Origin of the sequence: Pseudomonas sp. NBRC 100443, from assembly GCF_030268185.1 — a bacterium.
Lineage (GTDB): Bacteria > Pseudomonadota > Gammaproteobacteria > Pseudomonadales > Pseudomonadaceae > Pseudomonas > Pseudomonas citronellolis.
The window spans coordinates 110,920-124,734 of record NZ_BSQE01000001.1 but is presented as its reverse complement, the minus strand read 5'-3'; the positions used below and the strand labels follow the sequence as shown (position 1 = coordinate 124,734).

Sequence of the window (13,815 nt, the reverse complement as noted above, 5' to 3'; positions counted from 1 at the left end):
TTGGCGGCTCTCCCGGCGCCGGATATCGGACGATTCCGAAGCTGCGGTAGACCGCCTCCGCGTCCCCGTCAGGCGCCGGCCAGCTTGCCGAGCATGGCCTCGATCTGCGCGTTGAAGGGGTAGAGCAGTTGCTGGCCGTTGCGCTGGCTGACCTGCAGGTAGCGCCAGCGCTTGTCCAGTTCGTCGTGCAGGGCCGGGTCGCTCTTCGCCAGGGCATTGATGCGCTGCTGGATGCGCTCGTCCAGGGCCTTGACGTTCGCCGCCTCGGCTTCGGCGCGCGGGCCGTCGACCTTCTGCAGGTTGGCCAGGCGGGCGGTGAGCAGGGCGCGGCTGCGCAGGTCGTCGGCCAGGCCCGGCGTGGCCAGGGGGTGGGCCTGCAGGTAGGCATCCAGGGGCTCGGCCAGCTTCAGGCTGCGGGCCATCTCGCCGTTCTGGTCGAGCTTGCGGGCGGCGTGCTCGGCCAGCATCTGCTGGCGGCCCTGCTCGTAGCTGGCCCAGAGCGCGCGCAGCGCGGCGGCGTCCTGGCGCTGCCCGAGGGCCGCCTGCAGGTGCTTGCCGGTGGCGTCCAGGCGGTCGAGAAAACGCTCGTCGGCGGTGGCGCTGTACAGCAGCAGGTAGCGGTTGGCGTCGATCAGGTCGGCTTCTACGCCGGGGGCCTCGGCGGCCTGGGCCTGGCTGCCGAGCAGGGCGCAGAGGGCCAGCGGCAGGCAGTGGCGCAGAGGAGACGGGAGGATTCGCATCGGGGAACATCCATGGCGGGAAAGCGCGCTATTGTTCTCGTTGCGCGGCGCCCGGGGAAGGGGCTTTTCAGCGCACCCCGCCGCGTTTTCGCCCTTGCAATCGGCCGCCGGGGCGCCAATACCTGCAATCTGTACAAAGTTTGATCGGAGGTTGCCATGGCCAGTGGTTGGGCGAACGACGGCGCGGTGCAGGAACAGATCGACAGCACCATCGAGGACGCAGTCGCCCGGGCGCGCAGCCAGTTGCCCCGCGGCGAGAGCCTGACGCATTGCGAGGAGTGCGATGCGCCCATTCCCGAGGCGCGGCGCAAGGCCGTGCCCGGCGTGCGTCTGTGCGTGAACTGCCAGGCCGCCCACGACGAGCAGGCGGCCTTCGCCGGCTACAACCGGCGCGGCAGCAAGGACAGCCAGCTGCGCTGAGGCGCTTCACTGCAGCAGCGGGGGCTTGCCGGCGGCGCGCCTTTCCGCCTTCCACTCGTCGAGGCTGGGCGCGGCCTGGTCGCCGTCGAGCTGGTGGATGATCTCGAAGTAGTCCTGCTTCAGCGGGTCCTTCAGCACCTCGCTGCGCGGCTTCACTTTCACCGCATAGATGCGCTGCACGTTCTGGTGGTCGAACGCGCGCCAGTACTGCTCGCCCTTGAGCAGGGCGTAGCGGTGGCCTTCCAGCGCCCTGATCAGCGCCTCGCTGTCCAGGCTGTTGGCGCGCCTGACGGCGTCCGCCCACTGGTAGACGATGCCGTAGGCCGAGGCGGCGGAGCTGGACGGGTACTTCTGGTAGCGCTTCACGTAGTCGTTGACGAAGGCCTTGCCGCGGGCACTGTTCTCCAGTTCCGGCACGCGCCAGGTCCAGGGCTCGGTGCCGATCACGCCCTCCATCACGCTCGGCCCGGCCTGCTCGATCACGTTCAGGGTGAGGTTGGGCGCGACTATCTGCATGCGCCTGGTCAGGCCGAGGTCGTGGGCCACCCGCATGGCCCGCTCCAGGTCGCGGCCGAACAGCACCAGGACCAGCACCTGGACGTCGCTGGCGGCCGCCTGGGTGAGGCTGTCGCGGTAGTGCGCGAGGCCGACGGCGGGGAAGGGAATGCGCCGACCGGGGTGCTGGGCGCCGTCCTGCGTGCCGGTGGCCTGGCGCAGCGAGGCTTCGGTGGTGTGGCCCCAGGTGTAGTCGGAGGTGACGTAGAAGTAGCGGCTGCCCGGGTGCTTCTGCGCCAGGTACTGGCCCAGCACCCGGGCGCTCATCCAGGCGCTGATGCCCTCGCGGAACATGTAGCGGTGGCCGTCCTTGCCGGTGGTGTCGTTGGAGTAGGTGACGGCGCCGAAGTACAGCAGCCCGCGCTCGGCGGCGCGCTTGCCGGCGGCGATGGCCACGGCGCTGGAGGCGCCGCCGAAGAGCATGGCGGCGCCCTCGTCGGCCAGCTTGTCGACGTTGGCCACGGCCTTCTTCGAGCGCGAGGCGCTGTCATGGCTGGACAGCCGCAGCGAGCGGCCGAGCACGCCGCCGTTGGCGTTGATCTCGTCGATGGCCAGCAGGGCGCCGCGCATCTGGTCGCGGCCTTCGTTCTGGTAGCTGCCGGTGCGGGGGTAGTTGAGGCCCAGGGTGATGGGATCGGCGGCCTGGGCGCAGGCGCACAGGCCCAGCGCCAGGGCCAGGGTGGCGGTCAGTCGTTTCATCGGGAGTCCTTGTTGTTCTGGAGGGACGGGCACAGAGGCCCTGCCAGCGTAGGGGGTGGACTCCGGGGGGAAATGCGAAGCGGTGCCGGTGGGGGAGGTCTTCTGAATTTCCCCGGGGGATTTCAGCCGCCTGTAGGAGCGGGCCCTGCCCGCGAATCGCGCGCAGGGCGCGCTCCTACAGGGGAATGGCGTGGTGTACCGAGACGCCGTGCTCGCTTGTGGCGTAGGTGCGACTGTCTTGCAGGCTGCGCCGAGGTGCTCTTCGTAGGATGGGTATCGCTTCGCTCAACGCCATCCTACGAGGGTGTTCTCAGAACAGAAAGTAACGCTGCGCCATGGGCAGCACTTCGGCCGGTTCGCACCATAGCAGTTGGCCGTCGGCACGTACCTGGTAGTTCTGCGGGTCCACCTCGATGTGCGGCAGGTAGGCGTTGTGGATCAGGTCGGTCTTCTGCACCGTGCGGCAGCCCTGCACCACGCCGATGGCCTTGTGCAGGCCCAGGCGGGCGTGCAGGCCGGATTCCCAGGCGGCCTGGCTGAGGAAGGTCAGGCTGGTGGCGTGGCGGCTGCCGCCGTAGCTGGCGAACATCGGCCGGTAGTGCACCGGCTGCGGGGTGGGGATGGAGGCGTTGGCGTCGCCCATCAGGCTGGCGGCGATGGCGCCGCCCTTGAGGATCAGGCTCGGCTTCACGCCGAAGAAGGCCGGACGCCAGAGCACCAGGTCGGCCAGCTTGCCCACTTCGATGCTGCCCACTTCGTGGCTGACGCCATGGGTGATCGCCGGGTTGATGGTGTATTTGGCGATGTAGCGCCTGGCGCGGAAGTTGTCGTTGCGCGCGCCGTCGCCATCCAGGGCGCCGCGCTGCTTCTTCATCTTGTCGGCGGTCTGCCAGGTGCGCGTGATCACTTCGCCGACCCGGCCCATGGCCTGGCTGTCGGAGCTGATCATGCTGAAGGCGCCGAGGTCGTGGAGGATGTCCTCGGCGGCGATGGTCTCGCGGCGGATGCGCGATTCGGCGAAGGCCACGTCCTCGGCGATGCTCGGGTCCAGGTGGTGGCAGACCATGAGCATGTCCAGGTGTTCGTCGATGGTGTTGCGAGTGAACGGCCGCGTCGGGTTGGTGGAGCTGGGCAGCACGTTGGCGAAGCCGCAGGCGCGGATGATGTCCGGCGCGTGGCCGCCGCCGGCGCCCTCGGTGTGGTAGGTGTGGATGGTGCGGCCCTTGAAGGCGGCGAGGGTGGTTTCGACGAAGCCGGATTCGTTGAGGGTGTCGGTGTGGATGGCCACCTGCACGTCGAGGCGGTCGGCCACGCTCAGGCAGTTGTCGATGGCCGCCGGGGTGGTGCCCCAGTCCTCGTGCAGCTTCAGGCCGATGGCGCCGGCGCGCACCTGTTCCTCCAGAGGCAGCGGCAGGCTGGCGTTGCCCTTGCCGGTGAAGCCGATGTTCATCGGGAAGGCGTCGGCGGCCTGGAGCATGCGCGCCAGGTGCCAGGGCCCGGAGGTGCAGGTGGTGGCGTTGGTGCCGGTGGCGGGCCCGGTGCCGCCGCCGATCATGGTGGTGACGCCGCTCATCAGCGCCTCTTCGATCTGCTGCGGGCAGATGAAGTGGATGTGCGTGTCGATGCCGCCGGCGGTGAGGATCATGCCTTCGCCGGCGATGACTTCGGTGCTGGCGCCCAGGGCGATGCTCACGCCGGGCTGGATGTCCGGGTTGCCGGCCTTGCCGATGGCGGAGATGCGCCCGTCCTTCAGGCCCACGTCGGCCTTGACGATGCCCCAGTGGTCGAGGATCAGCGCATTGGTGATGACGGTGTCGACCACCTCGGCCGCCGGCAGCTGGCCCTGGCCCATGCCGTCGCGGATGACCTTGCCGCCACCGAACTTCACTTCCTCGCCGTAGACGGTGAAGTCCTGCTCCACCTCGATCCACAGCTCGGTATCGGCCAGGCGCACGCGGTCGCCGACGGTGGGGCCGAACATGTCGGCATACGCTTGGCGGCTGATTTTCATGGTTCCCTTCCTCTCGGTTTAAAAGCCGCTGGAGGCTTAAGGCTTAAGGCTGAACGAAAAAGCGACTCCCTCGTCCAGCCTCCAGCGCTCTTATCGGCTCTTATCGGCTTTACAGATTGCCCATCACCCGCCCGGCGAAGCCATAGACGCGGCGCGCGCCAGCCAGCTCCACCAACTCCACCTCGCGGCTCTGCCCCGGCTCGAAGCGCACCGCGGTGCCGGCGGGGATGTTCAGGCGCATGCCGCGGGCCGCTTCGCGGTCGAACTGCAGGGCGTCGTTGGTCTCGTAGAAGTGGTAGTGCGAGCCGACCTGGATCGGCCGGTCGCCGCCGTTGGCCACGGTCAGGGCCTGGGTGCGGCGGCCGGCGTTGAGTTCGATCTCGCCGGGCTGGACGTCGTATTCGCCAGGGATCATGGGGGGCTCCTGAGGCCGAACCTGTCGGTGTGGGGTTGACGACTGTTTTTCATGCGCAGCTTCCCTCGATTCGCTGGAGGCTGAAGGCTGAACGAAAAAGCGGCTCCCTCGTCCAGCCTCCAGCCTCCAGCCTCCAGCGGCTTTTCTCGTCTTTTGTCAGGGCGTATCCCGCCCATCGAGGATCAGTTGCATGAAGGTCAGGTCGAGCCAGCGGCCGAACTTCTGGCCCACCTGCGGCATCTGCCCGGTGGTGGCGAAGCCCAGGCGTTCGTGCAGGCGGATGGAGGCGGCGTTGCCGCTCTCGATGGCCGCCACCATCACGTGCAGGCCCTGGGCGCGGGCGCGGTCGATCAGCGCCTGCATCAGTTGCGGGCCCACGCCCTTGCCACGCTGGTCGGCGCGCACGTACACCGAGTGTTCGACGGTTTCGCGGAAGCCGTCGAAGGCGCGCCAGGGGCCATAGCTGGCGTAGCCCACCACTTCGCCGGCGTCTTCCGCGACCAGCACCGGGAAGCCCTGCTGGGCGCGCAGTTCCAGCCAGGCGCGGCGGTTGTCGAGGTCGATGGCGACTTCGTTCCAGATCGCCGTGGTGTTGAGCACGGCGTCGTTGTAGATGTCGCGCAGGGCGCCGAGGTCGGCTGGGTGGGCGTCGCGGATCAGCATTGCGGTGTTCCTTCAGACAGGTTCGTTCGAAAGCGGCCGCTGGTCAGGCGATGGGCTGGTGCACGGTGACCAGCTTGGTGCCGTCGGGGAAGGTGGCTTCCACCTGGATCTCCGGGATCATCTCCGGCACGCCTTCCATCACCTGCTCGCGGCTGAGCAGGGTGGTGCCATAGTGCATCAGCTCGGCCACCGTGCGGCCGTCGCGGGCGCCTTCGAGCAGGGCGGCGGAGATTAGCGCGATGGCTTCCGGGTGGTTCAGCTTCAGGCCGCGGGCCAGGCGCCGTTCGGCCACCAGGCCGGCGGTGAAGATCAGCAGCTTGTCTTTCTCGCGGGGCGTCAAGTCCATCTCAGGTGCTCCAGATTCTGGGGGGAACGGCCTCGCGGCCGAGCAGCGCGGGCCGCAGCGCGCGCCAGAGTTCGATGAGCCAGGCGCGGGCGTGCAGCGCCTCGGCGGCCAGGCAGCGGGCGACCAGCAGGCCGGGCAGCTGGGTGAGGTTGCCGCGGCCCTGGCAGGGTAGCGCGCGGCAGGCTTCCAGCAGCTCGGCGTCGATCTGCCCGCTGGCGATCAGCGTGGCCATGACCGGCTGCCCGGCCAGGCCAATGGGCGAGTCCAGCAGGCGCTCGCCGCCGTCGATGCGCTGGCGTTCGTGCCACAGGCGGCGGCCGTCGCGGCGGATGTCCAGGTTGGCGGCGAAGCGGCCCTGGTCGAAGCGCTCGCCGGCGGCGGGGCGGCCGAGGGCGACCACGTCCCAGTAGAACAGGCGGGCGTCGCCCTGCAGGTCGATGTCGGTGTGCAGCTCGGCCCGGGCGCCGGAGAAGACGATGGTTTCCTGGGGCAGCCATTCCAGGGTGGCGCCGGCCTCGACGCGGATGCGCAGGCGCTGGCTGGCCGGCGTGGCGGCACGGTACCACTTGGCCGCGCCGGGGCTGGTGAACTGGGCCCAGGCATCGGGGCCGGCGTGGATGTCGAGGGCTAGGGTGTCGCCGCCGGCGATGCCGCCGGGCGGGTGCACCACGATGTGCTGGCAGACCTGCGGGCCCTCGGCGTACAGGTGCTTCTGCACCCGCAGCGGGCCCAGGTGGCGCCGCGTGACCGGCCGCGTGCCGTCGCCGACGCGGGCGTAGGCCAGCTCCAGCTCGGCGTGCCAGGCGGGGTGGAAGAGGGCGGCGGGTGCGTTCATGGGGCGTGTTCTGCTGGGGTTGCCCTGGGTAGAGCAATTGGCGTGCCTTCTGCGCCAGGATAGTGCGTGGGCCTGGAAAGCCTGGCCGGCAGCGGGGGATGGGGTTGTCCGAGTGGTCAGGTATGGGCGCGATTGCGGTGCGTCGGGGTGCGCAATGCACCACCATGGGGCGTAGGGCGTATAACCGTTCGCGGTTATACGCCGATACACCAATCTCCCTGGCCGCCCCGAAGTCGGCCTCGGTGGTGTCCAGGTCGACACCGAGCGGCCTGGGGCCAAGGTCAGGCGGCGTATAACGCGGAGCGTTATACGCCCTACGTCAGATGGCCACCAGCCCGCGTACCCCTTCGCTTTCCATGTCCGCGCCGCGGCCCTGCTGGACGATCTCGCCGCGGGCCATCACCAGGTACTGGTCGGCCAGTTCGGCGGCGAAGTCGTAGAACTGTTCCACCAGCAGGATGGCCATGTCGCCGCGCTCGGCGAGCTTGCGGATCACCGCGCCGATCTCCTTGATCACCGAGGGCTGGATGCCTTCGGTGGGCTCGTCGAGGATCAGCAACCGCGGGCGGCTGGCCAGGGCGCGGCCGATGGCCAGCTGTTGCTGCTGGCCGCCGGAGAGGTCGCCGCCGCGGCGTTGCTTCATCTCGCGCAGCACCGGGAAGAGTTCGTAGATGAATTCCGGCACCTGCTTCGCTTCCCTGGCGCCGAAGCGGGACAGGCCCATCAGCAGGTTCTCCTCCACGCTCAGCCGCGGGAAGATTTCGCGCCCCTGGGGCACGTAGGCGATGCCGGCGCGCACCCGCTGGTGCGGCCTGAAGCCGGTGATGGCCTTGCCCTCCCAGCTGACGCTGCCCTCGCGCGCCGGCACCAGGCCCATCAGGCAGCGCAGCAGGGTGGTCTTGCCCACGCCGTTGCGCCCGAGCAGGCAGGTGACCTCGCCGATCTTCGCGTCGAACGACAGGCCGCGGAGGATGTGGCTGCCGCCGTAGAACTGATGTAGTTGGCTGACTTGTAGCATGTCGTTTTCCTTTTCAGCGCTGGAAGCCTGAGGCCGGAAGCTGGAAGCAGAGCGGCTCCGGCTTCCAGCTTCTGGCTTTCGGCTTCAAGCTCAGCGTCCCAGATAAACCTCGATCACCTGTTCGTTCGCCTGCACTTCTTCCAGCGAGCCCTCGGCCAGCACGTGGCCCTGGTGCAGCACGCTGACGTGGTCGGCGATGCTGCCGACGAAGCCCATGTCGTGCTCCACCACCATCAGCGAGTGCTGGCCGGCGAGGGACTTGAAGAGTTCGGCGGTGAATTCGGTCTCGGCGTCGGTCATGCCCGCCACCGGTTCGTCGAGCAGCAGCAGTTGCGGCTCCTGCACCAGCAGCATGCCGATCTCCAGGAACTGCTTCTGGCCGTGGGAGAGCAGGCCGGCCGGGCGGTTGCGCGAGTCGCGCAGGCGGATGGTGGCCAGCACCTCCTCGATGCGGTCCTTCTGCTCGCCGGAAAGCTTCGCGCGCAGACTGGCCCATACCGACTTGTCGGCCTTCTGCGCCAGCTCCAGGTTCTCGAACACCGAGAGCGCCTCGAACACCGTGGGCTTCTGGAACTTGCGGCCGATGCCGGCCTGGGCGATTTCCACCTCGCTCATGCGCTGCAGGTCGTAGGTCTCGCCGAAGTACGCCTTGCCGCTGTCGGGGCGGGTCTTGCCGGTGATCACGTCCATCAGCGTGGTCTTGCCCGCGCCGTTGGGGCCGATGATGCAGCGCAGCTCGCCCACGCCGATGTACAGCGTCAGGTCGCGCAGGGCGCGGAAGCCGTCGAAGCTGACGTTGATGTCTTCCAGGGTGAGGATGGTGCCGTGGCGCACGTCCAGGCCCTGGCTTGCGCTGGCGCCCAGGCCGACGGCGTCGCGGCCCGTGCCGCTGGGGTCGAAGGCCGGTTCCAGCATCAGGTGGGGGACGGCTCTCATTGCGCTTTCTCCCGCTTGATCAGCCCGAGGATGCCCCGCGGCAGGTACAGGGTGACGACGATGAACAGGGCGCCGAGGAAGAACAGCCAGTACTCCGGGAAGGCCACGGTGAACCAGCTCTTGGCGCCGTTCACCACGCCGGCGCCGAGCAGCGGGCCGAGCAGCGTGCCGCGGCCGCCCAGGGCCACCCACACGGCGGCTTCGATGGAGTTGGTGGGCGACATCTCGCTGGGGTTGACGATGCCCACCAGCGGCACGAACAGGGCGCCGGCCAGGCCGCAGAGCACCGCGCTCAGGGTCCAGACGAACAGCTTGTAGCCGCGCGGGTCGTAGCCGCAGAACATCAGGCGGTTCTCGGCGTCGCGCAGGGCGGTGAGCACCCGGCCGAACTTGCTCTGTGCCAGGGCGAAGCCCAGCGCCAGGCTGGCCGCCAGCAGCAGGACGATGGCCAGGAACAGCGCGGCGCGGGTGCCCGGCGCGGTGATCGAAAAGCCCAGGATGCTGCGGAAGTTGGTGAAGCCGTTGTTGCCGCCGAAGCCGGTCTCGTTGCGGAAGAACAGCAGCATGCCGGCGAAGGTCAGGGCCTGGGTCATGATCGAGAAGTACACGCCCTTGATCCGCGAGCGGAAGGCGAAGAAGCCGAACACGAAGGCCAGCAGCCCCGGCGCCAGCACCACCAGGCACAGGGCCCAGAGGAAGTGCTGGGTGCCGGCCCAGTACCAGGGCAGCTCGTTCCACGACAGGAAGGTCATGAACGCCGGCAGGCCGTCGCCGGCCGCCTCGCGCATCAGGTACATGCCCATGGCGTAGCCGCCCAGGGCGAAGAACAGGCCGTGGCCGAGGGATAGCAGGCCGGCGTAGCCCCAGACCAGGTCCAGGGCCAGCGCCACTATGGCGTAGCAGAGGATCTTGCCGGTCAGCGTCAGGCCGTAGGCCGACAGGTGCAGGGCGTTGCTTTCGGGCAGCAGGTGCAGCAGCGGCAGGATCAGCAATGCGACGAGGGCTGCGACGACGATGCCGGCGGTGAGTTTCGGGCCGGCCTTCTGCGCGGCCGTCACGGTGAGTGGTTGGTTCACGGGCAAATCTCCCTACGGTCGGCGGACGCACCCTGTAGGAGCGGTCGGTTCGGGCATTGGCGTTTTCATCAATCGATGACCCTCCCTTTCAGGGCGAACAGCCCCTGGGGGCGTTTCTGGATGAACAGGATGATCAGCGCCAGGATCAGGATCTTGCCCAGCACCGCGCCTATCTGCGGTTCGAGGATCTTGTTCGCCACGCCCAGGCCGAAGGCCGCGCAGACGCTGCCGGCCAGCTGGCCAACGCCGCCGAGCACCACCACCAGGAAGGAGTCGATGATGTAGCTCTGGCCCAGGTCCGGGCCGACGTTGCCGACCTGCGACAGGGCCACCCCGCCGAGCCCGGCGATGCCCGAGCCGAGGCCGAAGGCGAGCATGTCCACGCGCCCGGTGGGCACGCCGCAGCAGGCCGCCATGTTGCGGTTCTGCGTCACCGCGCGGACGTTCAGGCCCAGCCGCGTGCGGTTGAGCAGCAGCCAGGTGAGCGCCAGCACGAACAGGGCGAAGCCGATGATGACGATGCGGTTCCACGGCAGCACCAGGTTCGGCAGCAGCTGGACGCCGCCGGACAGCCAGGCCGGGTTGGCCACCTCGACGTTCTGCGCGCCGAACAGCACGCGCACCAGCTGGATCAGCACCAGGCTGATGCCCCAGGTGGCCAGCAGGGTTTCCAGCGGGCGGCCGTAGAGGTGGCGGATCACCGTGCGTTCCAGGGCCATGCCGATGGCCGCGGTGACGCCGAAGGCCACCGGCAGGGCCAGCAGCGGGTAGAACTCCAGCAGGCCGGGGGCGAAGCGTTGCAGCAGCGACTGCACCAGGTAGGTGGAGTAGGCGCCGAGCATCAGCATCTCGCCATGGGCCATGTTGATGACGCCGAGCAGGCCATAGGTGATGGCCAGGCCCAGGGCCGCCAGCAGCAGGATGGAACCCAGCGACAGGCCGCTGAAGGCCTGGCCGAGCAGGTCGCCGAGCAGCAGCCGGCGCTTGACCTGGGCCAGGCTGGTGGCGGCGGCGGTGCGCACCTGCTGGTCGGCTTCCATCGCCGGGTCGAGCAGGTTCTGCAGGCGACTGAGGGCCAGCGGGTCGCCGGAATCGCCGAGCAGGCGCACGGCGGCCAGGCGTACCTGCGGGTCGGCGTCGGCCAGTTGCAGGTTGGCCAGGGCCAGTTGCAGGGCGGCTTTCACCTTGTCGTCGGTTTCCGCGCCGGTGCGCTGGGCGAGCAGGTCGCGCTGCGCGGGCTTGGCGGTCTTCTGCAACTGGCGCGCGGCTTCCAGGCGCAGCGTCGGGTCCTGCGCCACCAGCTGGTGGCTGGCCAGGGCGGTGTTGAGCAGGCCGCGCAGGCGGTTGTTCAGGCGCAGCTTGTCGGGTTCGCCGGCGGGCGGGGCGTCGCCTTCGGCGGCGCGGTACTGCTTGTCGTCGCCGAGGATGAAGGCATGGTTCTGCGCGTCGACGGCGAAGCGCCCGGCCTGGATGGCTTCGAGCAGCGGCAGGCGCTCGGCCTCGGGGGCGGCGGCCCAGTGTTCGAGCAGCGTGGCGCGGCCGGTGTTGTCGGCGGCGGCGAAGTCCCGGGCCGGGCCGGCTTGCGCGGGCAGGGCGAGGAGGGTGGCCAGCGCCAGGGCGCAGGCTCGGATTAGACGGATAAGGGCGGGTGGGGGCATGGGTTTTTTCGTTGGTTGGAGGCTGGAAGCTGGAAGCTAGAAGCTAGAAGCTAGAAGCTAGAAGCGAGACCGCGTCGCTTTTGGCTTTCAGCTTTCAGCTTCCAGCTTCCAGCTTCCAGCCTTTTCAATTCAGTCCGGCTTCTTGTCGTTGCCCGGGATGAACGGGCTCCAGGGCTGGGCGCGGATCGGCTCGGGGGTTTTCCAGACCACGTTGAACTGCCCGTCGTCCTGGATTTCGCCGATCATCACCGGCTTGTGCAGGTGGTGGTTGGTCTTGTCCATGGTCAGGGTGAAGCCCGAGGGCGCCTTGAAGGTCTGCCCGCCCATGGCTTCGCGGACCTTGCCGACGTCGGTGCTGCCGGCCTTCTCCACGGCCTGGGCCCACATGTGGATGCCGACGTAGGTGGCTTCCATCGGGTCGTTGGTCACGGCGGTGGCGTAGTTCGGCAGGTTCTTCGCCTTGGCGTAGGCCTTCCAGTCGGCGACGAACTTCTCGTTCTGCGGGTTCTTCACCGACTCGAAGTAGTTCCACGCCGCGAGGTTGCCCACCAGCGGCCTGGTGTCGATGCCGCGCAGTTCTTCCTCGCCCACCGAGAAGGCCACCACCGGCACTTCGGTGGCTTCCAGGCCCTGGTTGGCCAGTTCCTTGTAGAAGGGCACGTTGGAGTCGCCGTTGACGGTGGAGATCACCGCGGTCTTGCCGCCGGCGGAGAACTTCTTGATGTCGGCGACGATGGTCTGGTAGTCGCTGTGGCCGAACGGCGTGTAGACCTCCTGGATGTCCTTGTCGGCCACGCCCTTGCTGTGCAGGAAGGCGCGCAGGATCTTGTTGGTGGTGCGCGGGTAGACGTAGTCGGTGCCGAGCAGGAAGAAGCGCTTGGCCGCGCCGCCGTCCTCGCTCATCAGGTATTCCACCGCGGGGATGGCCTGCTGGTTCGGCGCGGCGCCGGTGTAGAAGACGTTGGGCGACATTTCCTCGCCCTCGTACTGCACCGGGTAGAACAGCAGGCCGTTGAGTTCCTCGAACACCGGCAGCACGGATTTGCGCGAGACGCTGGTCCAGCAGCCGAAGACCACCGCGACCTTGTCCTGGGTCAGCAGCTGGCGGGCCTTCTCGGCGAACAGCGGCCAGTTCGACGCCGGATCGACCACCACCGGCTCCAGCTTCTTGCCGTTCACCCCGCCCTTGGCGTTGATTTCGTCGATGGTCATCAGCGCCATGTCCTTGAGCGAGGTCTCGGAGATGGCCATGGTGCCGGACAGCGAATGCAGGATGCCGACCTTGATGGTCTCGGCGGCCTGGGAGCCGAAGGGGAACAGGCCGGTGAGCAGCAGCGCGCTCACCGCCAGGGTGCTTTTCAACAGGGGACGACGTTTCATCGCGGCAGCCTCCTTGGCTTCCAGTACCTGGGAGGGTGCCGCGCGGATTCTGGGCCGTCGCCTGTGCAGCCTCCCGAAGTGGGTAGGGGACCCCTGCGGGTCGGGAGGTCTATCGCAGCATCCGTGCCAAGCAGCGCAAAGCCCTGTGCCAGAAGGCCTGCGCGGGATTTTCTGCCGTTTCGGCCAGGCTTTTCGCGGCGCCATTCTGGTGCGCCGAGGGGGCGCACGGACGATTCGCCCCCAATTGGGGCGCGCCGCTGTGTGACGCCGGTCTCAGGGCGCGGGCAGGAAGTAGCCGCGCACGCCGGTCATGATGATCTGCGCGGCCAGGGCGCAGACGAACAGGCCCATCAGCCGGCTGACGATCTGCAGGCCCTGCTCGCCGAGGATGCGTTCGATGCGGTCGGACAGGAAGAGGGTGACGCCGAGGGTGAGGCAGGCGAGGACGATCGCCAGCAGCGCCAGCAGCTTGTCCTCCCAGTGCTGGCCGACGCCCATCACCAGCAGCGCGCCTATGGTGCCGGGGCCGACGGTGATGGGGATGGTCAGCGGGACGATGGTGACGTCCTGCTGCACGTTGTCGCTCTGCACCGCCGAGCGCCCCTGGGCCATGCCCAGGGCGGAGATGAACAGCACGCTGCCGGCGCCGATGCGGAAGGCGTCGGCGGTGATGCCGAAGAGGGTGAAGATGTAGCGCCCGAACAGGTACAGCAGCACGCTGGCGACCAGCGCCGCCAGGGCCACGCGCCAGGCCATGTGCTTGCGGTCGCGCGGGGCGAAGCCGCGGCTGAGGCTGATGAAGCAGGAAAGCACGAAGAAGGGGCTGTAGAGCACCAGCATCTTCAGGTACACGCTGAACAGCACATGCATGGGGGGATCTCGTCCGGGTGAGATGGCTCTGCTGGGGCTGAAGCATAGCGGGCGGGGTGGGCGGCGGTCATTGCCTGGGGGCGGGTTTCGGTGGGGGTTTTATTGTAGGAGCGAGCTTGCTCGCGAAGGGTGTTTCCCGGTGGCTACGGTGTTTCGGGTTGACCTCGCCCCTCTCCCTAACCCTCTCCCTGAA

Annotated in this window: 14 protein-coding genes; 1 reads left to right on the top strand and 13 read right to left on the bottom strand. The window is 68.5% G+C overall.

Features of this window, described 5'->3' with window-relative positions; all coding sequences use genetic code 11:
- Nucleotides 1–68 precede the first annotated feature (68 nt).
- Complete coding sequence (locus tag QSJ95_RS00600) at nucleotides 69–740, bottom strand: hypothetical protein (RefSeq protein ID WP_285639101.1); 672 nt, start codon at nucleotides 738–740, stop codon at nucleotides 69–71.
- Nucleotides 741–896: 156 nt separating this feature from the next.
- Here QSJ95_RS00600 and QSJ95_RS00595 point away from each other — a divergent pair, with 156 nt between their 5' ends.
- On the top strand, nucleotides 897–1,160 hold the full coding sequence (locus tag QSJ95_RS00595; RefSeq protein ID WP_043318848.1) for a DksA/TraR family C4-type zinc finger protein: 264 nt from the start codon (nucleotides 897–899) through the stop codon (nucleotides 1,158–1,160).
- Nucleotides 1,161–1,166: 6 nt separating this feature from the next.
- Here QSJ95_RS00595 and QSJ95_RS00590 read toward each other — a convergent pair whose 3' ends face one another.
- The 12 genes from QSJ95_RS00590 to tspR all read right to left on the bottom strand — a co-directional run bounded on the left by QSJ95_RS00590 (nucleotide 1,167) and on the right by tspR (nucleotide 13,622).
- Entirely contained in the window at nucleotides 1,167–2,414 is a 1,248-nt protein-coding gene (locus tag QSJ95_RS00590; RefSeq protein ID WP_285639097.1) for a substrate-binding protein, read from the bottom strand.
- A gap of 310 nt (nucleotides 2,415–2,724) precedes the next feature.
- Entirely contained in the window at nucleotides 2,725–4,425 is a 1,701-nt protein-coding gene (gene ureC, locus QSJ95_RS00585) for an urease subunit alpha (protein WP_285639095.1), read from the bottom strand.
- A 109-nt stretch (nucleotides 4,426–4,534) separates the two neighbouring features.
- Nucleotides 4,535–4,840, bottom strand: a complete 306-nt coding sequence (locus QSJ95_RS00580) for an urease subunit beta (protein ID WP_285639093.1) — start codon at nucleotides 4,838–4,840, stop codon at nucleotides 4,535–4,537.
- Nucleotides 4,841–4,996: 156 nt separating this feature from the next.
- A complete protein-coding gene (locus QSJ95_RS00575; RefSeq protein ID WP_285639091.1) occupies nucleotides 4,997–5,503 on the bottom strand; it encodes a GNAT family N-acetyltransferase in 507 nt (168 codons plus the stop codon).
- A 43-nt stretch (nucleotides 5,504–5,546) separates the two neighbouring features.
- Nucleotides 5,547–5,849, bottom strand: coding sequence for an urease subunit gamma (locus tag QSJ95_RS00570; protein WP_043268703.1), 303 nt, complete (start codon nucleotides 5,847–5,849; stop codon nucleotides 5,547–5,549).
- Between the two features lies 1 nt (nucleotide 5,850).
- Nucleotides 5,851–6,684 carry an urease accessory protein UreD gene (locus tag QSJ95_RS00565; protein ID WP_069862356.1) on the bottom strand — a complete coding sequence of 278 codons (834 nt, stop codon included), beginning with the start codon at nucleotides 6,682–6,684 and terminating at the stop codon, nucleotides 5,851–5,853.
- A 319-nt stretch (nucleotides 6,685–7,003) separates the two neighbouring features.
- Entirely contained in the window at nucleotides 7,004–7,702 is a 699-nt protein-coding gene (gene urtE / locus QSJ95_RS00560; protein WP_058071130.1) for an urea ABC transporter ATP-binding subunit UrtE, read from the bottom strand.
- Nucleotides 7,703–7,792: 90 nt separating this feature from the next.
- Nucleotides 7,793–8,638, bottom strand: a complete 846-nt coding sequence (gene urtD / locus QSJ95_RS00555) for an urea ABC transporter ATP-binding protein UrtD (RefSeq protein ID WP_285639089.1) — start codon at nucleotides 8,636–8,638, stop codon at nucleotides 7,793–7,795.
- Nucleotides 8,635–9,714 carry an urea ABC transporter permease subunit UrtC gene (urtC, locus tag QSJ95_RS00550; protein WP_285639088.1) on the bottom strand — a complete coding sequence of 360 codons (1,080 nt, stop codon included), beginning with the start codon at nucleotides 9,712–9,714 and terminating at the stop codon, nucleotides 8,635–8,637. Before urtC ends, urtD begins: the two co-directional genes overlap by 4 nt.
- A 68-nt stretch (nucleotides 9,715–9,782) precedes the next feature.
- A complete protein-coding gene (urtB, locus tag QSJ95_RS00545; protein WP_285639086.1) occupies nucleotides 9,783–11,372 on the bottom strand; it encodes an urea ABC transporter permease subunit UrtB in 1,590 nt (529 codons plus the stop codon).
- A 129-nt stretch (nucleotides 11,373–11,501) separates the two neighbouring features.
- Nucleotides 11,502–12,752: an urea ABC transporter substrate-binding protein gene (urtA, locus tag QSJ95_RS00540; protein WP_061562897.1), complete on the bottom strand. Its 1,251-nt coding sequence runs from the start codon at nucleotides 12,750–12,752 to the stop codon at nucleotides 11,502–11,504.
- 273 nt (nucleotides 12,753–13,025) lie between these two features.
- On the bottom strand, nucleotides 13,026–13,622 hold the full coding sequence (gene tspR / locus QSJ95_RS00535) for a type III secretion system genes modulator TspR (protein WP_009613314.1): 597 nt from the start codon (nucleotides 13,620–13,622) through the stop codon (nucleotides 13,026–13,028).
- Nucleotides 13,623–13,815 lie beyond the last annotated feature (193 nt).

Bases quoted from the DNA above. Each gene is read 5' to 3' on its own strand.
- QSJ95_RS00600 (WP_285639101.1), bottom strand. From the start codon at position 740: ATGCGAATCCTCCCGTCTCCTCTGCGCCACTGCCTGCCGCTGGCCCTC.
- QSJ95_RS00565 (WP_069862356.1), bottom strand. From the start codon at position 6,684: ATGAACGCACCCGCCGCCCTCTTCCACCCCGCCTGGCACGCCGAGCTG.
- urtB (WP_285639086.1), bottom strand. From the start codon at position 11,372: ATGCCCCCACCCGCCCTTATCCGTCTAATCCGAGCCTGCGCCCTGGCG.
- tspR (WP_009613314.1), bottom strand. From the start codon at position 13,622: ATGCATGTGCTGTTCAGCGTGTACCTGAAGATGCTGGTGCTCTACAGC.
- QSJ95_RS00595 (WP_043318848.1), top strand. From the start codon at position 897: ATGGCCAGTGGTTGGGCGAACGACGGCGCGGTGCAGGAACAGATCGAC.
- urtA (WP_061562897.1), bottom strand. From the start codon at position 12,752: ATGAAACGTCGTCCCCTGTTGAAAAGCACCCTGGCGGTGAGCGCGCTG.
- urtD (WP_285639089.1), bottom strand. From the start codon at position 8,638: ATGAGAGCCGTCCCCCACCTGATGCTGGAACCGGCCTTCGACCCCAGC.
- QSJ95_RS00580 (WP_285639093.1), bottom strand. From the start codon at position 4,840: ATGATCCCTGGCGAATACGACGTCCAGCCCGGCGAGATCGAACTCAAC.
- QSJ95_RS00570 (WP_043268703.1), bottom strand. From the start codon at position 5,849: ATGGACTTGACGCCCCGCGAGAAAGACAAGCTGCTGATCTTCACCGCC.
- urtE (WP_058071130.1), bottom strand. From the start codon at position 7,702: ATGCTACAAGTCAGCCAACTACATCAGTTCTACGGCGGCAGCCACATC.
- QSJ95_RS00575 (WP_285639091.1), bottom strand. From the start codon at position 5,503: ATGCTGATCCGCGACGCCCACCCAGCCGACCTCGGCGCCCTGCGCGAC.
- ureC (WP_285639095.1), bottom strand. From the start codon at position 4,425: ATGAAAATCAGCCGCCAAGCGTATGCCGACATGTTCGGCCCCACCGTC.
- QSJ95_RS00590 (WP_285639097.1), bottom strand. From the start codon at position 2,414: ATGAAACGACTGACCGCCACCCTGGCCCTGGCGCTGGGCCTGTGCGCC.